General features: G+C 63.9%; 18 protein-coding genes and 1 other RNA gene. 9 read left to right on the top strand and 10 right to left on the bottom strand.

Annotated elements, in window-relative coordinates; genetic code table 11:
* Positions 1–8: 8 nt before the first annotated feature.
* Entirely contained in the window at positions 9–638 is a 630-nt protein-coding gene (locus tag PQ467_RS09745) for an ATPase (RefSeq protein WP_274173243.1), read from the bottom strand.
* Positions 639–656: 18 nt separating this feature from the next.
* Positions 657–1,976 carry a heavy-metal-associated domain-containing protein gene (locus PQ467_RS09740; protein WP_274173242.1) on the bottom strand — a complete coding sequence of 440 codons (1,320 nt, stop codon included), beginning with the start codon at positions 1,974–1,976 and terminating at the stop codon, positions 657–659.
* A gap of 98 nt (positions 1,977–2,074) precedes the next feature.
* Here PQ467_RS09740 and purM point away from each other — a divergent pair, with 98 nt between their 5' ends.
* On the top strand, positions 2,075–3,184 hold the full coding sequence (gene purM / locus PQ467_RS09735; protein ID WP_274173241.1) for a phosphoribosylformylglycinamidine cyclo-ligase: 1,110 nt from the start codon (positions 2,075–2,077) through the stop codon (positions 3,182–3,184).
* Complete coding sequence (gene purN / locus PQ467_RS09730) at positions 3,177–4,133, top strand: phosphoribosylglycinamide formyltransferase (protein ID WP_274173240.1); 957 nt, start codon at positions 3,177–3,179, stop codon at positions 4,131–4,133. The genes purM and purN overlap by 8 nt, the downstream gene beginning before the upstream one ends.
* Positions 4,134–4,418: 285 nt before the next feature.
* Here the strand turns inward: purN and ndk are convergent, their stop codons facing one another.
* From ndk to PQ467_RS09715, 3 genes are all read right to left on the bottom strand, one after another.
* The gene (gene ndk / locus PQ467_RS09725; RefSeq protein ID WP_168604587.1) at positions 4,419–4,841 is read right to left on the bottom strand and encodes a nucleoside-diphosphate kinase; all 423 of its coding nucleotides are present in this window, start codon (positions 4,839–4,841) and stop codon (positions 4,419–4,421) included.
* Between the two features lie 87 nt (positions 4,842–4,928).
* On the bottom strand, positions 4,929–5,369 hold the full coding sequence (locus PQ467_RS09720) for a DNA polymerase III subunit chi (RefSeq protein ID WP_274173239.1): 441 nt from the start codon (positions 5,367–5,369) through the stop codon (positions 4,929–4,931).
* A complete protein-coding gene (locus PQ467_RS09715) occupies positions 5,370–6,821 on the bottom strand; it encodes a leucyl aminopeptidase (protein ID WP_274173238.1) in 1,452 nt (483 codons plus the stop codon).
* 131 nt (positions 6,822–6,952) lie between these two features.
* Here PQ467_RS09715 and PQ467_RS09710 point away from each other — a divergent pair, with 131 nt between their 5' ends.
* From PQ467_RS09710 to rsmA, 4 genes are all read left to right on the top strand, one after another.
* On the top strand, positions 6,953–9,289 hold the full coding sequence (locus tag PQ467_RS09710; RefSeq protein WP_274173237.1) for an LPS-assembly protein LptD: 2,337 nt from the start codon (positions 6,953–6,955) through the stop codon (positions 9,287–9,289).
* Positions 9,290–9,459: 170 nt separating this feature from the next.
* Positions 9,460–10,905, top strand: coding sequence for a peptidylprolyl isomerase (locus PQ467_RS09705; protein ID WP_274173236.1), 1,446 nt, complete (start codon positions 9,460–9,462; stop codon positions 10,903–10,905).
* 10 nt (positions 10,906–10,915) lie between these two features.
* The gene (gene pdxA / locus PQ467_RS09700) at positions 10,916–11,935 is read left to right on the top strand and encodes a 4-hydroxythreonine-4-phosphate dehydrogenase PdxA (protein ID WP_274173235.1); all 1,020 of its coding nucleotides are present in this window, start codon (positions 10,916–10,918) and stop codon (positions 11,933–11,935) included.
* Positions 11,935–12,780, top strand: coding sequence for a 16S rRNA (adenine(1518)-N(6)/adenine(1519)-N(6))-dimethyltransferase RsmA (gene rsmA / locus PQ467_RS09695; protein ID WP_274173234.1), 846 nt, complete (start codon positions 11,935–11,937; stop codon positions 12,778–12,780). Before pdxA ends, rsmA begins: the two co-directional genes overlap by 1 nt.
* A gap of 39 nt (positions 12,781–12,819) precedes the next feature.
* Here rsmA and PQ467_RS09690 read toward each other — a convergent pair whose 3' ends face one another.
* The gene (locus tag PQ467_RS09690; protein WP_274176122.1) at positions 12,820–14,970 is read right to left on the bottom strand and encodes a malate synthase G; all 2,151 of its coding nucleotides are present in this window, start codon (positions 14,968–14,970) and stop codon (positions 12,820–12,822) included.
* A 340-nt stretch (positions 14,971–15,310) separates the two neighbouring features.
* On the opposite strand from PQ467_RS09690, the gene PQ467_RS09685 reads away from it, so the two are divergent.
* Positions 15,311–15,553 (top strand): hypothetical protein, encoded by a 243-nt coding sequence (locus PQ467_RS09685; RefSeq protein WP_274173233.1) that lies wholly within the window; start codon positions 15,311–15,313, stop codon positions 15,551–15,553.
* Here the strand turns inward: PQ467_RS09685 and PQ467_RS09680 are convergent.
* The 4 genes from PQ467_RS09680 to mscL all read right to left on the bottom strand — a co-directional run bounded on the left by PQ467_RS09680 (position 15,550) and on the right by mscL (position 18,332).
* On the bottom strand, positions 15,550–16,089 hold the full coding sequence (locus PQ467_RS09680) for an rRNA large subunit pseudouridine synthase E (RefSeq protein ID WP_274173232.1): 540 nt from the start codon (positions 16,087–16,089) through the stop codon (positions 15,550–15,552). The two genes, PQ467_RS09685 and PQ467_RS09680, sit on opposite strands and share 4 nt — an antisense overlap.
* Positions 16,089–17,225, bottom strand: a complete 1,137-nt coding sequence (locus PQ467_RS09675) for a cupin domain-containing protein (RefSeq protein ID WP_274173231.1) — start codon at positions 17,223–17,225, stop codon at positions 16,089–16,091. Before PQ467_RS09675 ends, PQ467_RS09680 begins: the two co-directional genes overlap by 1 nt.
* A 233-nt stretch (positions 17,226–17,458) precedes the next feature.
* Positions 17,459–17,822: a transfer-messenger RNA gene (ssrA, locus tag PQ467_RS09670) on the bottom strand.
* A 72-nt stretch (positions 17,823–17,894) separates the two neighbouring features.
* The gene (mscL, locus tag PQ467_RS09665) at positions 17,895–18,332 is read right to left on the bottom strand and encodes a large conductance mechanosensitive channel protein MscL (protein ID WP_274173230.1); all 438 of its coding nucleotides are present in this window, start codon (positions 18,330–18,332) and stop codon (positions 17,895–17,897) included.
* 152 nt (positions 18,333–18,484) lie between these two features.
* Here mscL and PQ467_RS09660 point away from each other — a divergent pair, with 152 nt between their 5' ends.
* Together PQ467_RS09660 and PQ467_RS09655 are read left to right on the top strand one after the other, a co-directional pair.
* Positions 18,485–19,045 (top strand): NUDIX hydrolase, encoded by a 561-nt coding sequence (locus PQ467_RS09660; RefSeq protein ID WP_274173229.1) that lies wholly within the window; start codon positions 18,485–18,487, stop codon positions 19,043–19,045.
* Positions 19,046–19,108: 63 nt separating this feature from the next.
* A complete protein-coding gene (locus PQ467_RS09655) occupies positions 19,109–20,209 on the top strand; it encodes a LacI family DNA-binding transcriptional regulator (RefSeq protein ID WP_274173228.1) in 1,101 nt (366 codons plus the stop codon).
* The last annotated feature ends 100 nt before the right edge of the window (positions 20,210–20,309 follow it).

The raw sequence follows: 20,309 nt of genomic DNA, 5'->3' as shown, positions 1-20,309 counted from the left end.
GCTATGCCTTATGACATACGCGGTTCGCTGGACCCATTCAACTCCTCCAGCGCGTCACGCAGGATCGCCTGTCCAGGCGGCGCCTTGCGCTCCAGAGACAGCCGGTCAATCGTCGCCACCAGACGTTCAGCCGCGATATGGGTACGCTCACACCGGCTTGCAAGATAGCGCGCGTGATCGTCGGTCAAAGGCAGCAGGCGCGTCTCGGCATGGGCCGCGATCAGGTCGGCCATCATCTCGTCATCGGGCGCGTCAATGTCCAGCCAGAGCGCCGCCCCCATGCGCGAGCCAAGGTCGGGCAGCGTAATCTTCCATCCGCCCTCACGCGCGGTGGTGGTCAGCAGCAGGGGCGTCTTTTCCTCCTGCGCGCGGTTCCAGCGGTGAAACACCGCCGTCTCGTCCATCGTGTCGGCATCGTCCAGCGCCACGCCGCCGCTCTCGGCAAACCATGCGGCCAGCAGGCTCTTGCCAGAGCGCGGCGGGCCGGACAGGATCGCGGTACGGAAGGGCCAGCTTTCAGGCGCGGAAAGCGCGGCAATCGCCGAAGCATTGCCCTCGCCCACGACAATGCGCGCGGCGCTGGGCGACTGATCGGGGGCCAGCGGCAGCGCGAACTGACTGGAAACGGGCTTTTTCATAATTTTGCTCATAAATCTCTATCGGCGGATGCGCAGCGCGGCCCCTGCCACGCTGACCTGCCACCCGGCCTTGCGCAAAGCCGCCGCCAGAGCGTCGGCATTGCCGTTAAACTGTGCGCGCATCACCGAAGTGCCGCCAATCGCAATCGAAGTGGTGGCCGCATTGTCCACCCCCGCCACGCCGCGCACCGCGGCCAGCGCCTGATCCACCGCGCGCGCATCGGGCGAGGCAAATTGGATGGTCAGCGCCGCCGCGCCCGGCTTGGGCTGAGGCGGAGCGGGCGCGGCAACCACGGCTTCGGCGGCGGCGGCTTCATCGGCGGCGCGCTCGGCGGCGGCCTGCGCGGCGGCGGCGGCCTCGGCGGCGCGGCCTGCGGCGATCAGCGAGGCCAGCCCCGGCTCCATCGTGGGATGATCGACAGAGAGCGTCGGATCGGGCCGCAACAGCCCGCGCGAAAGCGCATCGGTATAAATCTGATCCATCCGCGCCAGCGCCTGCGCCAGCATCGCAGGCACGGCGCCGTCATCCGAAGCGGTCAGTTCAAACGAACCCAGCGCGATATTGTCGGGGCCATAGCGGGCGGTGAAAAAGCCCTTCACCGGGCCGCCGGGCCATTGCCGTTCCAGCCGCGCCGCCGGGATCAGCACATCGGACGCGCCGAACTGATCCAGCACGCCGCGCCACCACACGCGGCTGCGCCGTCCGGGCTGACCCGCGTTGATGATCAGCGAATCGGCGCCGCCGCCATTGGCGCGCACATAATCAATCGCGCTGGCCCCGGTGCGATATTCGGCCCAGACCTTTTGCCAGGGGCTGCGCACCTCGAAAACCTGCGACACGCCGCCCGAGGTCAGCATGGGGATGACCAGCATCGGCGCGGAACGCACCGCAACCCCGCCGTTGCCCGCGCCATATTGGCCCGCCCGCCCGCGATCAAAAGCGACCACCAGCTTGGCGCGATAGCGATGCGGCCCGATTTCCTCGCGTTCCACCACCACGCCCGCCACGATGCTCTCAATCGTGCCCGCGTCCAGCGCGGGGCCATGGGCGGCCTCCCACGCTTTCTTATACGCCTCGCGCCAGCCATTGAGCTTGGCGTCCTGCGCGTTTTTGCCGGTTGCATCGACCTCGATATTGCCGATTTCGATATCGTTGCTGGCCACCACCGGGGCGATGCCGCGCTCGCCCTCGATTTGCGCGAGCAGGCGATCAGGGCCGACAAAAGCCACCCCGCCCGCCAGCAACAGGCCCGCCGCCAGCGCGCCGCGCGCGGCATAACCACGAGGGAGAAGCGCGATTCTGCCACGCCGTGCGATAGGATTTGCCGGATTTGTCATGTTCAGGCCCCGCTATTGCCCAATCGGGCATGGAAATCCAAGCAGGAAAGCGCTAGGCGGCGCGCAAACATGATTTCTTCGTAAGCGAGCAAGGCCCCATGACCGACACCACAGCCTCTGGCCCCACCAATTACACGTATGAGGACGCAGGCGTTTCGATTGCCGCGGGCAATGCCTTGGTGAAGGCCATCGGCCCGCTGGCCAAATCGACCCGCCGCCCCGGCGCGGACGCCGATCTGGGCGGTTTCGGCGGCTTTTTCGACCTGAAGGCTGCGGGCTACAAGGACCCTCTGCTGGTGGCGGGCAATGATGGCGTGGGCACCAAGGTCAAGCTGGCCATCGACCACGACCGCCATGACAAGATCGGCATCGACCTTGTCGCCATGTGCGTCAACGACCTGATCGTGCAGGGCGCCGAGCCGCTGTTCTTCCTCGACTATTTCGCCACCGGCAAGCTGGAAAATGGCGTGGCCGAGCGCGTCATCGCCGGTATCGCCGAAGGCTGCCGTATTGCGGGCTGCGCGCTGATCGGGGGCGAGACCGCCGAAATGCCGGGCATGTACGCCGCCGGTGACTATGACCTTGCCGGTTTCTGCGTCGGCGCGGTCGAGCGCGGCGAGCAATTGACGGGCGACCGGGTTGCGGCGGGCGATGTGCTGCTGGGTCTGGCCTCGTCGGGGGTGCATTCCAACGGCTATTCGCTGGTGCGCCGTCTGGCCGCCGACAAGGGCTGGAAGCTGGACCGCCCGGCGCTGTTCGACGCCGACCGCCTGCTGATCGACTATCTGATCGAGCCGACTCGCATTTATGTGAAGACGCTGCTGCCCTTCATCCGTTCGGGGCGGATCAACGCGCTGGCGCATATCACCGGCGGCGGTCTGCTCGAAAACGTCCCCCGCGTACTGCCCGAGGGGCTGCATGCCTTCATCAGCGCTGATGCCTGGGAACAGAGCCGCCTGATGGCTTTCCTTCAGGCGCAGGGCAACATCGAGCCGGGCGAAATGGCGCGCACGTTCAACTGCGGCATCGGCATGGTGCTGGCGGTCAAGGCCGAGGAAGCTGAGGCCCTGACCGCTGATCTGAGCGCGGCGGGCGAGACGGTATTCCGCATCGGCGAAATCCGCGAAGGCGCACGCGGCTGCACCGTTTCGGGCAGCGACGAGGCGTGGAGCGCCCGCGAAGCATGGACCGCGACACACAATGCGTGAACGCGCAAAGGTCGCCGTCCTGATTTCCGGGGGCGGCACGAATATGGCCGCGCTGCTCTATGCGAGCCGTGCGCCTGAGTGCCCCTTCGAAATCGTGCTGGTGGCCAGCAATAATCCGGAGGCGGGCGGCCTGAAACTGGCCGCCGCCGAGGGCGTTTCGACCTTTGCCCTGCCCCACAAGGGCATGGCGCGGGCTGATCATGATAGGGCCATGGATGCGGCGATCCGGGCGTCGGGCGCGGAATATGTCGCGCTGGCGGGCTATATGCGCATCCTGACGGCGGAATTCGTTTCCGGTTGGGCGGGGCGGATGGTCAATATCCACCCCTCGCTGCTGCCCAAATACAAAGGGCTGCACACCCATGAGCGCGCCATCGAAGCGGGCGATTCCCATGGCGGCGTGACCGTCCATCTCGTCACGCCCGAACTGGATGACGGGCCGATTCTGGGGCAGACGCCGGTGGCGATCATTCCCGGAGATACGGCCGATACTCTGGCAGGACGCGTGCTGTTTGCCGAGCATCAGCTTTATGCCCGCTGTCTGGCCGAACTGGTGACGCGGCCCTATCGCGCTGACTGGTTGCTGGCGCGCGTGTCCGATCTGGCCGCCGCCCTGCCCGAAGTTGAGGCCCGTGAAAGCCACGGGACGCCCGCTTGGGCCATCAAGGGCGGCAAGTTCTTCGGCTATTTCAGCGACCGGCATCACGGTGAACCGCATATCGCGCTGCTGGTCAAAACCAGCGGGCAGGATGAAATGAACGCCCTGATCGACGCCGATCCCGAGGCTTGGTTTCGGCCCGCCTATTACGGGGCTTCGGGCTGGGCGGGGCTGATCCTGAACCGCGCCGATGTGGATTGGGATCAGGTGTCCGACTGGCTGGCGCGGAGCTGGCGTTCGGTGGCGCCCAAGAAGCTGACCAAGCTGATGGATGTGGCGGATCAGTTTTAAGGTTTAGGGGCAGGTTTTGCCTCCGGCGGGCAAAGGGCGGGTGCCCTTTGCAATCCCGTTACTGTATTCATCGCGCTTCCTATCAACCTGGCGTGACCTTGCAGAGCCGCAAGCTATTAAACCGCTTCGCGGAAGAGCGCTTCCCCGCAAATCTGGCGCAACCTCATAATGGGATTGCAAAGGGCCCCCGCCCTTTGCCCGCCGGAGGCATAAAACCCACAATAAAAAACCGCCGGAAAGGACATCCCCTCCGGCGGCTTTTTCATACCGTCAAAGCGTCAGGAATTACCCGACGATTTCTTCCGGCTTGAAGAAATAGGCGATTTCGATCGCGGCGTTTTCTTCCGAATCCGAACCGTGGACCGAGTTGGCTTCGATCGATTCGGCCAGTTCCTTGCGGATGGTGCCGGCGTCGGCGTTGGCGGGGTTGGTGGCGCCCATGATGTCGCGGTTGCGCTTCACGGCGTCTTCGCCTTCCAGAACCTGAACCACGACCGGGCCCGAGATCATGAACGAAACCAGGTCGTTGAAGAAGGGACGCTCGGCGTGAACGGCGTAGAAGCCTTCAGCCTGTTCCTTGGTCATCTGGATGCGCTTGCTGGCGACGACGCGCAGGCCGGCTTCTTCCAGCATCTTGGTGACGGCGCCGGTCAGGTTGCGGCGGGTGGCGTCGGGCTTGATGATCGAGAAGGTGCGGGTAAGCGCCATGACGTAGGTTCCTTGCGTTGGATCGGGCCTGATGGCCCTGTTGCGCGGCGCCCTAGCCTGTCGCGCGGCTGCCTGCAAGGGTGACCATTACCCCGCTTGCGTCCATTTGCGCCCTTCGCGCCGAAAGAAGCGGCAAGTCCAGCCCTCGCGGGTTTTCAGCAGACGCCATGTTTCGCGCGCGGCCACGCGCTCGGCCTCGCCAAAGACGAGCAGGACGCGGTCGAAATCGCCCTCGCCCGGCTCGCGCCAGACGCCATCGGCCAGAGCGAGGAAGCGCGCGCCATTGGCCGGGGCAACATCAGGCGCGATCAGAATCGGCTGGCGCGCATCATGCTCTCCCCCGGCGATGCCATTGGCCAGAAAGCTCTCGGCCCCCGCGCTCCACAAAGCCTGCGAGATCCGCTCACGCGCGCCCGCCTCGCCCGTCACCACCAGCAGGCGACCGCCCGTCTCCAGCACCTTGCCCGCCAGGGGGGCAAGGGCCAGTTCCGGGCCGCCGGATTCCAGCAGGTAGAAGTCGGCCTGCATTTACGCTTCGGCGTCGCGCACCAGAGCGTCGAGCAGACGCACACCAAAGCCGGTCGCGCCCTTGTCCCAGGTCGCGCCGGGCTTGTCGGTCCACACCGTGCCCGCGATGTCGAGATGCGCCCAAGGCGTGCCCTTGTCGATATAGCGGGCGAGGAATTGCGCCGCTGTGATCGAGCCGCCGAACCGGCCGCCCACGTTTTTCATGTCGGCAATCGGGCTGTCGATCATCTTGTCATAGACCGGGCCCATCGGCATCCGCCACAGCTTGTCGCCCGTGGCCGCGCCCGCCTTGGTCAGATCGGCCGACAGCGCATCGTCATTGGAAAACAGCCCGGCATATTCATGCGCAAGGCTCATGATGATCGCGCCAGTCAGCGTGGCCAGATCGATGATCTTGGCGGGCTTGTATTCGCGCTGAACAAAGGTAAGCGCATCGCACAGCACGAGGCGGCCTTCGGCGTCGGTGTTGATCACCTCGATGGTCTGGCCCGACATGGACGTGACCACGTCGCCGGGGCGCTGGGCATTGCCGTCGGGCATGTTTTCGACCAGCCCCAGAACGCCCACCACATTCGCCTTGGCCTTGCGCCGGGCCAGCGTCAGCATCGCGCCCGACACCGCGCCCGCGCCGCCCATGTCCCACTTCATGTCCTCCATGCCTGCGGCAGGCTTGATGCTGATGCCGCCGGTGTCAAAGGTCACGCCCTTGCCCACAAAGGCCAGCGGGGCCGCATCGGCGTCGCCGCCGCGCCAATCCAGCACCACCAGCCGGGGCGGACGCGCCGAACCCTGCGCCACGCCCAGCAGTGAGCCCATGCCCAGAGCGCGCATTTCCTTTTCATCCAGCACGCGAATATCCACGCCCGTTCCGGCAAAGCGCTGGCGGATGCGTTCAACAAAGCTTTCGGGATAAAGAACATTGGCCGGTTCGGTGACCAATTCGCGGGTGAATTCGACGCCCTCGGCAATCGCGGTGGCCGCCTCCCATGCGGCCTGCGCGCCCTCGGCGGCGTTCATCACCAGGATTTCCTCAAGGCTGGTCTTTTCCTCATCCTTGAGCGTGGTGCGATAGCCATCCTGCTTCCACAGGCGCAGGCGCAGCGCCAGCAGAACGCTGGCCATCTCATCCGCGCCCAGCCCGGCGCCATCCAGCAACAGTTGCGTTGCGCCCGAGGTGCGATACTTGGCCGCCAGCGCGCCGCCCGCCTTTTCCAGCGATGCGCGGCGGTCGGCATCGGCATCGCCCAGACCGGCCAGCGCCATGCGCCCGATCACGCCATCGGTTTCGGCAAAGCCTTCAAACACCTGACCGGCCCGGCCGGCAAAGCGCGCGGCCTTGGCGCCGGCCACGATCACGGCGGGCAAGCCCTGTTCCCACCCTTCGGCGCCAACGAAACGGGCGACCGGCGCAAGAACCGAAGCGGGCGGGCTGGCGAGGAATGTGACGATCATGGTAACTCCTTGCAGGCCGGACATGCGGCCCGATCAAAAGTATGGGGTCGGTGCTGCGATGCGGTGGGTTGATGCCAATCTCATCGCCTTCATGGATTGCAGTTAGGCATCCCCTCTGCGATAGGCAAGCCATGCGTGCGTTGATTGGGCCTCAAGCGCCCCTTACCAAACCGAACCTTTCCATCGTCATGCGCCAGATGGCGCCATGGGCGGCGCTGTGCGTTGCGCTGGCGGCCGACCCGGCATGGGCGGCAACCTTGCGCCAGGAGGGCATGAGCGACGCCGGAACGTTGTCGGGAGGGGGCGCGGAAGCCCGCGCATCGGCGTCCGGGCCTTCAGGCGACCTGCCCCAGCGCACGCGCTATGATGAAAACAAAATCGACTTTGCCGCCGATCAGGTCGAATATGACGACGCCAATGATGTGGTGGTCGCTTCGGGCAATGTCTTCCTGCGGCGCGGCGAACAGACCGTGCGCGCCAACACCGTCCGCTGGAATCGCAAGACCGGCCAGATCATGGCGCAGGGCCAGCTTCGCGTGGTCGATGCCAATGGCAACGAATTGCTTACCGACCAGATGGAGTTGAGCGAGGATCTGAGCGTTGGCCTGACGCATAACATGCTGATGCTGATGCGCGAGGGCGGGCGTCTGGCCGCCAATGAAGGGCGGCGCGATCCCAACGGCCACTATATCCTGACGCAGGCGGCCTATACGGGCTGCGATGTGGTGGACAGTAAGGGGTGCGAGAAAAAGCCGATCTGGAAGGTGACGGCGCGCTATGTCGAGTATGATCCCGACAAGCAGATCGTACGCTTCAAGGGCGCGCGGCTTGCGCTGTTCGGCGCCTCGATCGTGCCATTGCCCAGCCTTCAGGTGGCGACCGACGGGCGCCCCCTGCCCGGTTTTCTGGTGCCCGATTTCCGCACATCGGCGGCCAACGGGTTTGAATTTTCCAGCACCTATTATGCCCGCCTTGCCAATAACAAGGATCTGGCCATCACCGGCTATGCCTTTACCAAGGCCAATCCGATGGCCAAGGTGCATTACCGCCAGTTGGGCGATACCGGCGCGTTTCAAATCACCGGCTATGTGACCCGCTCGGCCGCCACCGACGTTTCGGGCCTCAACACCCAGCAGAAATGGCGCGGCTATTTCGACGCCAACGGCAAATATCAGCTATCGGAAAACTGGAGCCTCGATTTTTCGGGCCGCATGGCTTCCGACCGCACGTTCCTGCGCCGCTATTATATCTCTTCGGATGATACATTGCGCTCGAACATCAATCTCGAACGTATTGGCAAAACATCTTATTTCTCGCTGTCGGGCTGGGCATTCCAGACCCTGCGCGCAACCGGCACGCAAGGGCTGGTGCCGATTGCCCTGCCGATGATCGACTATCGCCGGCGGTTTGACGAAAACCTGCTGGGCGGCAAGATCGAGGTGCAGGCCAACACGCTTGCCATCACCCGCAGCGCCGGTCAGGACATGCAGCGCGCCTTTGCCAGTGTGCAGTGGAACCTGCGCAAGATGACCTCGATGGGGCAGGTCATCACGCTGACCGCGCTGGGCCGGGGCGATGTCTATCATTCTACCGACAATATGCTGACCAGCACCGCCATCTATCGCGGCACCGCCGGATGGCAGGGGCGCGCCACCGCTACGGGCGCTGTGGACATCACCTGGCCCTTTGTCGGCCCGCTGTTTGGCGGGACGCAGGTTTTGACCCCGCATGTGCAATTTGTGGCCACATCGCCCACGCCAAACTTGAGCATCCCGAACGAAGACGCGCGGGCCATCGAGTTGGAAGACATCAACCTCTTCTCGCTCAACCGCTTTCCCGGCTATGATCGGATCGAGGACGGCAACCGCGTTACCTATGGTATGGAATGGCGGCTGGAACGGCCCAGTTGGCGGATCAACGCCAATATCGGCCAATCCTATCGCCTGACCAGCCAGCCCACGCTCTTGCCGCAGGGCACGGGCCTGTCGGACCGCATGTCGGACATCGTCGGGCGCACCGAAATCCGCTATCGCGATTTCTTCAAGATCACTCACCGCTATCGGCTGGACCACGACACTTTTGTGTTCCGCCGCAATGAAGTGGACGCCGCCCTTGGCAGCGACACGACCTATCTTGAGGTCGGCTATGCCCGGTTGAACCGCAATATCACCACCAGCCAGGAAGATCTGGTCGACAGCAACGAATTGCGCACGGCGGGTCGAATCGCCTTTGCGAAATTCTGGTCGGTGTTCGGATCGGGCGTGTTCGACCTTTCCGACAAGAGCCTGCTGGCCAACACCAGCACTGCCTCGTTCCAGCCCTTGCGCACCCGATTGGGCGTGTCGTTCCAGACCGACTGTTTCCAGTTCGACCTCAACTGGCGGCGCGACTATGTGACCATCGGTGACGCTGTGCGCGGCAGCAGCTTTGAATTGCGCTTTTCGCTGCGCAATCTGGGTTTCCGGTAAACGAGATCAAGCACCAGTTGGCAGGGCCAGACAAAGGCGCTATCGCCTGCGGCCATGACGGGGCGGCATATCACGATATGCTCCTTTTTCGCCGCTGGCTCAGCCGGGGTTAAGCCCCGACGGTTCAGACGGATGGCGACAAGAACAGGATCGAGCGCAAGATTATGGTGGTGACGAAAAAGGCAGGATCGGGATCGGGTGCGGCGCGGATGAGGGCGGCGGCCCGGATGGGCGCGCTCGTCGGCCTGTCGGTCGCTCTGACCGCGCAAGGTTTCGCGCAGGCCCCCGTGCGCTCCAGGGCGCCCAAGGCTCCTGCCGCGGCGGTCAAGGCCCCGGCCGCCAAGCCCGCCGAAGCGCCCAAGCCCACGCCCGCCGATCCTTTCGGCATTGGTCAGAATGTGACCATGCTGGGCAAGGACAACCCCAATCTGCGCCGCGCCACCGCGATCGTTAACGGCGATATCATCACCGGCACCGATGTGAACCAGCGCCTCGCGCTCATTCTGGCGGCCAATGGCGGCAAGGTCGCGCCCGAGGAAGTCGAGCGGCTGCGCGCGCAGGTTTTGCGCAACCTGATCGACGAAACGCTGCAGATTCAGGAATCCAAGAACGCCGACATCAAGATCGACGAGAGCGAGGTCGATGGCACCTATGCCCGCGTGGCGCAGGAAAATTTCAAGCAGGAACCAGCCGCGCTCGACGCCTATCTGGCGCGTATCGGCTCCTCGCCCAATTCGTTGAAGCGCCAGATCCGCGGCGAATTGGCATGGAATCGCGTGCTGCGCCGCAATGTCCAGCCTTTCGTCAATGTCAGCCAGCAGGAAGTCAAGGAACTGCTGGAGCGGATGAAGGCCTCGAAGGGCACCGAGGAATATCGTCTGGGTGAAATCTATCTCTCGGCCACGCCCGACAGCCGCGCCGTGGTGGCCGAAAACGCCCAGCGCATCATGAGCCAGTTGAAAGAGGGCGGCAGCTTTGCCGCCTATGCCCGCCAATATTCCGAAGCCTCGACCAAGGCGGTGGGTGGCGATCTGGGCTGGATCCGGCTGGCGCAATTGCCGGCCGAACTGGCCGCCTCGGCGCGTGAGATGCAGACCGGCCAGCTGGTCGGCCCGATCGAAATGCGCGGCGGCTTCTCGATCCTTTATCTGATCGACAAGCGTCAGGTGCTGACCGCCGATCCGCGCGATGCGGTGCTGGCGCTGAAACAGATCACGCTGGCCCTGCCCGCCAATATTGGCGAGGCCGAAGCCAACAAGAAGATCGACGAATTTTCCACCGCGATCAAGTCGGCCAAGGGCTGCGGCGGCGTCGATGCGGTCGCGGGCAAGCTGGGCGCGCAGGTGGTGGCCAATGACCAGATCCGCGCGCGTGATCTGCCCGCCCCGCTTCAGCAGTCGCTGCTGGCGCTTTCGCTGGGCGAAACCACGCCGCCGTTTGGTTCGGTTCAGGAAGGCATCCGCATGCTGATGCTGTGCGGCCGTGATGATCCCAAGGCGGCCAGCGGCCCCTCGTTCGAAGAATTGATGTCGCAGATGGAAGAGGACCGCGTCAACAAGCGCGCGCAAATGTACATGCGCGACCTTCGCCGCGACGCGATCATCGAGTATAACTGAGGATAAAGCGGTGGCCCATCCAATCCTTCCATTGGCCGTTTCGCTGGGCGATCCGGCCGGTGTGGGGCCGGAACTGATCGCGGCGGCATGGTTTGCACGCAGCGTTCATGCCCTGCCCGCTTTTTGTGCGGTGGGGGGCGCGGCGGTGCTGGCCGGTGCGGCGCGGGCGCGCGGGCTGGACATTCCGGTTGAGCGTGTCGCCTCGATGGATGAGGCTGCGCTGGTCTATGATCGCGCGCTGCCGGTGATCGGCGATTTTGACGGTGAATATCGCCCCGGCGCGCCTGACCGCGATGGTGCCGCGCTGGCCTTTGAAAGCCTGACGCAGGCCACCGCTCTGGCCGTTTCGGGCCAGGCGGGCGCGCTGATGACCGGGCCGATTGCCAAATCGCGGCTGGCCGAAGTGGGCTTCGATTATCCCGGACAGACCGAATTTGTCGCCCATGCCGCAGGCGTGGAGGCCGAAGATGCGGTCATGATGCTGGCCGGGCCGAATTTGCGCACGGTGCCGCTGACGGTCCATGTCGCGCTTTCGGCGGTGCCGGGGCTGATTACGCAGGATCTGATCCTGCGCCGCGCGCGGGTGGTGGCCCGTGCGCTTGAGCGTGATTTCAGGCTGACCAATCCGCGCATCGCGATTGCCGCGCTCAACCCCCATGCGGGCGAGGATGGGCGCTTTGGCGACGAGGATCAGCGCATTGTTGCCCCCGCCATCGAACAATTGCGCGCCGAGGGCATCAATGCCAGCGGGCCGCACGCCGCCGATGGCCTGTTTGCCGCGCGCGGGCGGGCCTCGTTCGATGTGGCGATCTGCATGTATCACGATCAGGCGCTTATCCCATTGAAGGCGCTGGATTTTGATCATGGTGTCAATATCACGCTGGGCCTGCCGATCATCCGTTCCTCGCCCGATCATGGCACCGCCTTTCCCATCGCGGGCAAGGGGCAGGCCAATGTCGGCGCCACGGTTTCGGCGCTGCGCCTTGCCGCCGATTGCGCGCGCAGCCGCGCCGCCCTATTGGCGGCCTGATGAGCGATTCCGATTTACCGCGTCCTGATCTGCCGCCCCTGCGTGAGGTTATTAACGCGCACGGCCTGTTTGCCAGCAAGGCGCTGGGCCAGAACTTCCTGTTCGACGAGCAATTGCTCTCGCGCATCGCGGCCATCCCCGGACGGCTGAAGGGCCAGAATGTGCTGGAGGTTGGCCCCGGCCCCGGCGGTCTGACTCGCGCCCTGCTGCGCGCGGGGGCCAAGGTCACGGCCATCGAAATGGACAAGCGCTGTATGGCGCCGCTGGGTGAGTTGGCCGAGGCGTTTCCGGGGCAATTGACGGTGATTGAGGGCGATGCTCTCAAAATCGACCATGCCGCTCTGTTTGATGGCGAGCCTTACGCGATCCTGGCCAACCTGCCCTATAATGTCGGCACGGCTTTGTTCACGGGCTGGCTGTCGGGTGAGGCCTGGCCGCCGCGCTGGACCAGCCTGACGCTGATGTTTCAGCAGGAAGTAGCCGAGCGGATCGTGGCGCCATCGGGCAGCGATGCCTTCGGGCGTCTGGCCGTGCTCAGCCAGTGGCGCGCCGCGCCCAAGATCGCGATGAAGGTGCATCGCAGCGCCTTTACCCCGCCGCCCAAGGTGATGAGCGCGATCATCCATGTGAAGCCCGGCGATATGCCCGAAGGCGTCTCGGCCCGGATGCTGGAGCGCGTCACCGAGGCCGCCTTTGGTCAGCGGCGCAAGATGCTACGGCAAAGCCTGAAAGGCCTGCCCGGCGCGTTGGAGGCGTTGGAAACATTGGGCATCGACCCGGCCCGCCGTGCTGAAACGCTCTCCGTCGCCGAATTCGTCAGCATCGCCAAAATTCTTAGCGCGTAAAGGAAACCCCCGGAGCATCGGCCCCGGGGGTTTCCTGCATCAGGCCGTTTCGAACTGCCGCGCCGCCTGCTTCTTCTTCAACCGCCATGCGTGCAGCAAAGGCTCGGTATAGCCGCTGGGCTGCTCCACCCCGTTGAACACCAGATCGCAGGCCGCGCGGAAAGCATAGCTTTCCTCCCAGCGCCCGGCCATCGGCTCATAAAGCGGATCGCCCGCGTTCTGGGCATCGACCTTGGCGGCCATGCGCTTGAGCGAATCCATGACCTGCTCGCTGGTCGCCACGCCATGCAGCAGCCAGTTGGCCATATGCTGGCTGGAAATACGCAGCGTGGCGCGGTCCTCCATCAGGCCGACATCGTTGATATCGGGCACTTTGGAACAGCCGACGCCCTGATCGATCCAGCGCACGACATAGCCGAGCAGCCCTTGCGCATTGTTGTCCAGTTCCTCGGCGACATCCTGTTCCGAGAAATTGGTGCCCAGCGCCAAGGGGATCGTCAGCAAAGGCTCCAGACCCGGCACAGGCTGCTCGGCTATCTCACGCTGGCGGGCAAACACGTCCAGCCCGTGATAATGCGTGGCGTGCAGCGTGGCCGCCGTTGGCGAAGGCACCCATGCGGTGTTGGCCCCGGCGCGCGGATGGCCGATCTTCTGCTCCAGCATGTCGCGCATCCGGTCGGGCGCGGCCCACATGCCCTTGCCGATCTGCGCCTTGCCCGACAGCCCGCTGTTCAGGCCGATGCCGACATTGCGCGCCTCATAGGCCGAAATCCATGCCGAAGCCTTGATGGCATTCTTGCGAATGACCGGCCCGGCCTGCATCGAGGTGTGGATCTCATCGCCGGTGCGGTCAAGGAAGCCGGTGTTGATGAAGACGATCCGCTCCTTCACCGCCTCGATACAGGCGGCAAGATTGGCGCTCGTCCGGCGCTCCTCGTCCATCACGCCGACCTTGATCGTGTGGCGCGCAAGACCCAGCAGATCCTCAACCGCGTTGAACAGGTCGTTGGTGAAGGCGACCTCTTCCGGCCCGTGCATCTTGGGCTTGACGATATAGATGCTGCCCGTCCGGCTGTTGCGATGGCGGCCCAAACCGTTCAGGTCCTGCATCGCAATCGCGCTGGTGATGACGGCATCCATCACCCCTTCGGGGATCTCGCGGCCATCGGCCAGCAGGATCGCCGGATTGGTCATCAGATGGCCGACATTGCGGATGAACAACAGGCTACGCCCCGGCAGGGTCAACGCGCCACCATCCAGCGCCGTCCATTCCCGATCCGCCGCCAGCTCACGATGCAGGATCTTGCCGCCCTTTTCAAAGCTCTCGGTCAAATCGCCGCGCATCAGGCCCAGCCAGTTGGCATAGGCGGCGATCTTGTCCTCGGCATCCACGGCCGCGATCGAATCCTCAAGGTCGCAGATCGTGGTCAGCGCCGATTCGAGGATGATATCGCTGATCCCCGCCTTGTCGGTCGCGCCGATGACATGGGTGTGGTCGATCACGATCTCGATATGCAGGCCATTGTTGACCAGCAAGAGCGCACCCTTATGCCCATCGCCGCGGCGGGCAACGAGTTGCTCCGGGCGGGCGAGCGAAGGCAGCGGACGTTCGGGGCTGATGCCATCCCAATCGGCCCACGATCCTTCGGCCAGCGGAACCGCCGAATCGAGGAAAGCCCGCCCCGCCGCGATCACCGCCGCGCCGCGTTCGACATCATAGCCGCCGGGCCGCGCCGCCGGAGCGTCGAGCGCATCAGTGCCGTAATAGGCATCATACAGGCTGCCCCAACGCGCATTGGCGGCATTGAGCAGGAAGCGGGCGTTGAGAACCGGCACAACCAGTTGCGGCCCGGCCATGCGCGCGATTTCCGCATCGACATTGCGGGTGGTAATGGCAAAGGGTGCGGGTTCCGGCACGATATAGCCGATCGAGCGCAGAAACGCCTCATATTCCGGCTCATCCACCGCCACCTTGCCGCGAGCGCGGTGCCACCCATCGATGGCGGCCTGAAGTTCATCGCGGCGGGCCAGCAGCGCACGGTTGCGCGGGGCATATTCGCCCAGCAACGCGGCAAAGCCCGCCCAGAAGCGCGAGGCATCCAGCCCCAGCGGCGGCAAAACCCGATTTTCGACGAAAAGGGCCAGATCGCCATCAACCTGGAGGCCGGCCCGGTCCTGATACTTGCTCATCATCACTCACCCTCATCCAAGGCGCCGCCCAGACCAAGGCCTGAACGACATAGAAGCATGCGCGTTAAACGCATGGCATACATGGACTCCGGGGAGGAGAGACAGATGGACTTATGATGGATGGCATCGGTTTTGGCAACCACCTTATCAAGGTGCCTCAACATTCCGCGGGCGCGAAGGCTTTGTTCGGCCTTTCTGGCCGATCTGTCCCAAAGAAGAACAAATCATGGTTAATCGCCCATTTACCACCTTGCGCCGAATAGGTGTTATGCCAGAGTAGAGCCACAGGCCGGGACGGTAACGCAATAAGCACCGCGACGGCACAGCAGAGGTTTGGCTTATGTGGCAGAAAATCGCCCGTCTATTTGTGATAAAAACGCGCATGGAAGCGTTTTTGGTCATCTTTGCGCTGGCCAATGGCGCGGTTCAGCGTGGGCAGGTCTATCTGGGCCAATATCCGGGCTTTGGCGGCAAACTGTTGTTTCTGGCCTGCACCGGCTCGGTGTTCATGGCGGGGGCCAAGATTCTCGACTGCATCAAACATGAGGCCGCCAAGGCCGAGCCGGAATTGGCAAAAGCCTAAACCTCTCTGCTTTCCCCCTGCGCCAAACCATCCAGCGACCATTCCCCCACGCGCCAGCGCACCAGCCGCAAGGTCGGGTGCCCCACGGCGGCGGTCATGCGGCGGACCTGTCGGTTGCGCCCCTCGCGGATGGTCAATTCGATCCAGCAATCAGGCACCGTTTTGCGAAACCGTACCGGCGGGTCGCGTGGCCACAGATCCGGGGGCGCGATCCGTTCGGCCTTGGCGGGCAAGGTCATCCCGTCCTTCAACCGCACCCCGCGCCGCAGCGCATCGAGCGCCGCCTCATCCGGTTCGCCTTCCACATGCACCAGATAGGTCTTGGGCGCTTTATAGCGCGGGTCGGTGATGCGCGCCTGAAGCCGCCCGTCGTCGGTCAGCAGCAGCAGCCCCTCACTGTCATGGTCTAGCCGCCCTGCCGGATAGACGCGGGGGCGCGTGATGAAATCGGCCAGGGTCGGGCGCGGCGGGCCGTTGGGTTCGGGGGTGAACTGGCACAGCACGCCATAGGGTTTGTTGAAGAGAATCAGCGCCATCAATCCTCTTCCTCAAAGCCAAGACTACCTTGGTTGACGAGCGCGGTGAGCAAGGCCAGCGCCTCGCCTTGGGCCGAACCGCGCCATTCCCCGCCCGCGCACAAATCACGCGCCAGCGCCGCCGTGTCGCCCAGACATTCGCGGCAGACTCCGTCAACAAAGAGCAAAACCCCCTCGCCCGCCGCAATAAAGGCAAAGCGGTGCGCCGGGTTGCGATGCAAACCATGCCCCTCGCCCAGCATCGCAGCGACCTCATCGGCCTCCATCTGCTCCTCGGGCCGCCAATCGGTTTCGGCATATTTGGACAGGCTGTTGTAATGCCCGAACCAGCGGGCAAAGGCATCGCGATCGGCCAGCGAGGCCAGCACCATGCCATGCAGGCGGTCCAGCGCCTCGGCGGTGATCTCGCCCGGATGCGCCTGCGGGGTCAGGTCGGGGTCGGCATAGCGGTCGTCCTCGGCCATGGCGTCAACCTGATGCGCGGTCCACGCCTCGGCCAGTTCCGCGCGCGAGGGAGCGCGAAAGCCCACCGAATAGGTCATGCAATCATCGCCAACCGCCACGCCATCATGGGCAAAACCGGGCGGGACATAGAGAATGTCGCCCGGCTCCAGAATCCAGTCGCCGGTCGCCTCAAAATCCGCGATCAGACGCAGGTCTTCATGCGGAACCAGCGGCGTCTGCGCATCGCACACCGGCCCAACCCGCCAGCGGCGGCAGCCAAGCCCTTGAATCAAAAACACATCATATTGATCGAAATGCGGCCCCACGCCCCCGCCATCATTGGCATAGGAGACCATCACATCATCAATCCGCCAGTCCGGCACAAAACGAAACGGCTCGATCAGCGCGGCCACATCCGGCACATAATGATCGACCGCCTGCACCAACAACGTCCACGGCGCCTTGCCCAGAGCGCCAAAGCGTTCCTCGGCAAAGGGGCCGCGCTCCAGCGCCAATTGGCCGCCCGCATGTGTAATCAGGCGCGATTCGACGCCCTCCTCGCAGGCAAGGCCTGCCAGTTCATCCGGCTCAAGCGGATTGGCCCAAGCCGCCCAGGGATTGCGGATCAGCAGCGGGCGTTTTTGCCAATGGGCGTTGAGAAAAGTGGCGACATCGAATTGGGCGAATTGCATCGCGCGCTCATGCGCTCTCGATCGCGTTCTGTCAAAATGTCGCGGGATGGGGTGGGGCGGTTCTGTTGCCAGGCCCGCGAGTCTGATTTTGAACGGGGAGCCGCGCGAGCCGCCGCGCGATAAGGTGAGGAGATTCTGTTGCTAGGCTCCGCGCCTTTGCTGCGTGCGAGCCCAGCGAAAGGGCGGCCTGGAACAGGTAGGGCGGTTCTGTTGCTAGGCCCGCCCCGGGCCCCCGAATTCCCTTCTGTTACCCGGTGGGTTCAACCGTGTTCTAGGTTTGTAACTTCAGCCCGTTAAGGCCTAGAATTACGCAGCCAGAGCAAGTGCTTCGTTGTCGTTGGCACTTATGAGTTTTGAGCCTTATACGGGTTACTCAGCCCGGGCAAAAACAGCGCTTTTCAACACACGTCGATCCTAGTTCGGCCCCATCAACACCCTTGCGACAACAAGGCCCCGGCCCAAGTCCGGGTAGTGATGGTGGAGCCGCCGGGTACCGCCCCCGGGTCCGCTGCATCTATTGCACGCCGCAATTTATCACCATAGCCGGTCGAAACCAGCGAGGAGCGATATAGGCGCAATTTTGCAAAAGAAAAGGGGGCCTGCCTGCTTTTCCGCAGGCGCCCCCTTCCCTTTGATACCCCCTACTTTTCAATAACAACGTGTTCGGCCTCAGCGGGCCTTCAGCGCGTCGCGGATTTCGGCCAGCAGTTCGACCTCGGTGGGTCCGGCGGGCGCGGCCGGGGTCTCAGGCGCGGCGGGCTTGGCGGTGGCCTTGTTGGCGCCTTTGACGATCAGGAAAATCACAAAGGCCATGATCAGGAAATTAATGATCGCGGTTACAAAGCTGCCATAGCCCAACATGGCCACGCCCGCCTTTTTCAACGCGGCATAATCGGTGGGCGATCCGGTATAGCTGGCCGGAACTTCGCCCAACAGAATGAATTTGGACGAGAAATCGATGCCGCCCGTAATCTTGCCAATCACAGGCATCAACACATCGTCGGTCAGCGAGGAAACGATCTTGCCAAAGGCCCCGCCGATGATCACACCGACCGCCAGATCCAGCACATTACCGCGCGCGATAAAGGTCTTGAATTCCTGAAGCATATTAACCTTCCCCTTTTCCATGACGCAGAGTTGCCACAGGGCGATGTTAACCACAACCGCCTATCAGCGCGCGAGCGCCACGCGGCCCACCTTGCCCTTGCGCTTTGGCCCAAGCGGTGGTTAGCCAGCACAATGTTGCAACGGAGCCTTTGATGACCAAGGAAAAGATCGTCCAGACCTGGCGCGAGAGCGAGGAGCAGGTGGTCTGGCAAGGCCGGTTTATCGCCACCAAGCAGCGCGGCAACTGGGAATATGTCAGCCGCGCCCGCAACATCCGCGCCGCCGTCATTCTGGCGATCGACGAGGAGGACCACGTGTTGCTGGTCGAGCAATATCGCGTTCCGCTCAAGCGCGTCTGTCTTGAACTGCCTGCGGGGCTTGTGGGCGATATGGATGATAATGCCGATGAAATGGCCACCGATGCGGCCCGGCGCGAATTGATCGAGGAAACCGGCTATGATGCCGCGCGCATGGAGGTGGTCGGCGAATTCTATTCCTCGCCCGGCATGGTGACCGAGAGCTTTACCCTGCTTCGCGCCCATGGGCTGACCAAGGTTGGCCCCGGCGGCGGGGTGGATGACGAAGAGATCATCACCCATCGTGTGGCGCTGACCGACATTGGCGCTTTTGTTGCCGCTCGCCGCGCGCAGGGCATGGCGATTGACGTGAAATTGTTGATGCTGCTCGCGCCTCAGATTATTGCGCGGGGGTGAAATCTGCCCTGTGGCCCAATGGCCTCTGGACAAGTGATAGCAAAGAGGGCCAAGACCGCCATTATGGGGGAAGATGATCGCCAGGAAACCGCCAAGCTCCACCCGACCGATGAGGCCGGGGTGCTGATCGACGCCGCCAAGGCGAAGAAGCGCTATCGCGTCACCTCCTTCGATGTGGCCGCCGAGGCAGGCGTGAGCCAATCCACCGTCAGCCGCGCCTTGGCCGGAGATCCGGTGGTGAGCGAGGCGACGCGCGCGCGCGTGGCCGCCGCCGCGGCCAAGCTGAACTATCATGTGGACGAGAACGCTGCCCGCCTGCGCACCGGCCGGACGGGCACTCTGGCGGTGGTGGTAATCTGTCGCCCCGACGAAGATATCAAGAATTTCAACCCTTTCCACTTCGCGCTTTTGGGAAGCGTCTGCGCGGCGGCATCGCGGCGGCGGCATGAAACGATCGTTTCGTTTCAGGGTGCCTCGGATCATCTGTGGGGCCTGTATCAGGAGCAGCGCAAGGCCGACGGATTGATCGTCATCGGCACCAGCGAGAATTGGGATGCGTGGGACTATTTCCACTCCATCGCGGCGGAGGGTGCGCATCTGGTCTGTTGGGGCAGCCCGCACGAGGACCTCGACTGGGTGCGGTCGGACAATATCGGCGGGGCGCGGATGGCGACCCAGCATCTGATCGATTCGGGCTATCGCAACATCGTCTGCATTGCCTCGGAAACCTCGGCCCAGCGCCAGTTCAAGGAGCGCTATGAGGGCTATGCCGAATTGCTGCGCGAACAGGGCATGGAGCCGCGCCTGATCACCTTTGAGGAAGGCATGAGCCGCGACGAACAGGGGCGCCGCGCGGCGGTCGAACTGATCCGGTCGGGCGTGCCTTTCGATGCGATCTTTGCGTGCTGCGACGAAATGGCGCTGGGCGCGCTGCGTGTGCTACGCGAACAGGGGATTTCGGTGCCCGAACAGGTCGGCCTGATCGGATTTGACGGCATCCGCGCGGGCGCGCATTCGGCCCCTCCCCTCTCCTCGGTCGAGCCGGATTTCCAGACGGCGGGCGAAGTGTTGGTGGACCGGTTGCTCTCGGTGATCGCGGGTACGCCGGGGGAAAAGAAGCGCGTGCCGGTGCGCTTGTTGCCGCGTGGAAGCAGCCGACGTTGATCTGGATTTGGCGAGGGCTTGTTGCGCCTCTCGCCACCTGCCAAGTCTAGTTTTCGACCAAACTTATCGGTGATGAAATCGCCACCGGCGATCTGGCCTC

Origin of the sequence: Novosphingobium sp. KACC 22771, from assembly GCF_028736195.1 — a bacterium.
GTDB lineage: Bacteria > Pseudomonadota > Alphaproteobacteria > Sphingomonadales > Sphingomonadaceae > Novosphingobium.
Note: the sequence above shows the minus strand (reverse complement) of the source record. Positions and strands in the feature narration are given on the sequence as shown.

Bases quoted from the DNA above. Each gene is read 5' to 3' on its own strand.
- PQ467_RS09710 (WP_274173237.1), top strand. From the start codon at position 6,953: ATGCGTGCGTTGATTGGGCCTCAAGCGCCCCTTACCAAACCGAACCTT.
- PQ467_RS09690 (WP_274176122.1), bottom strand. From the start codon at position 14,970: ATGAGCAAGTATCAGGACCGGGCCGGCCTCCAGGTTGATGGCGATCTG.
- PQ467_RS09680 (WP_274173232.1), bottom strand. From the start codon at position 16,089: ATGGCGCTGATTCTCTTCAACAAACCCTATGGCGTGCTGTGCCAGTTC.
- PQ467_RS09720 (WP_274173239.1), bottom strand. From the start codon at position 5,369: ATGCAGGCCGACTTCTACCTGCTGGAATCCGGCGGCCCGGAACTGGCC.
- PQ467_RS09740 (WP_274173242.1), bottom strand. From the start codon at position 1,976: ATGACAAATCCGGCAAATCCTATCGCACGGCGTGGCAGAATCGCGCTT.
- rsmA (WP_274173234.1), top strand. From the start codon at position 11,935: ATGAGCGATTCCGATTTACCGCGTCCTGATCTGCCGCCCCTGCGTGAG.
- PQ467_RS09685 (WP_274173233.1), top strand. From the start codon at position 15,311: ATGTGGCAGAAAATCGCCCGTCTATTTGTGATAAAAACGCGCATGGAA.
- PQ467_RS09675 (WP_274173231.1), bottom strand. From the start codon at position 17,225: ATGCAATTCGCCCAATTCGATGTCGCCACTTTTCTCAACGCCCATTGG.
- ndk (WP_168604587.1), bottom strand. From the start codon at position 4,841: ATGGCGCTTACCCGCACCTTCTCGATCATCAAGCCCGACGCCACCCGC.
- PQ467_RS09715 (WP_274173238.1), bottom strand. From the start codon at position 6,821: ATGATCGTCACATTCCTCGCCAGCCCGCCCGCTTCGGTTCTTGCGCCG.
- PQ467_RS09660 (WP_274173229.1), top strand. From the start codon at position 18,485: ATGACCAAGGAAAAGATCGTCCAGACCTGGCGCGAGAGCGAGGAGCAG.
- PQ467_RS09745 (WP_274173243.1), bottom strand. From the start codon at position 638: ATGAAAAAGCCCGTTTCCAGTCAGTTCGCGCTGCCGCTGGCCCCCGAT.
- PQ467_RS09655 (WP_274173228.1), top strand. From the start codon at position 19,109: ATGGGGGAAGATGATCGCCAGGAAACCGCCAAGCTCCACCCGACCGAT.
- mscL (WP_274173230.1), bottom strand. From the start codon at position 18,332: ATGCTTCAGGAATTCAAGACCTTTATCGCGCGCGGTAATGTGCTGGAT.
- purN (WP_274173240.1), top strand. From the start codon at position 3,177: ATGCGTGAACGCGCAAAGGTCGCCGTCCTGATTTCCGGGGGCGGCACG.
- purM (WP_274173241.1), top strand. From the start codon at position 2,075: ATGACCGACACCACAGCCTCTGGCCCCACCAATTACACGTATGAGGAC.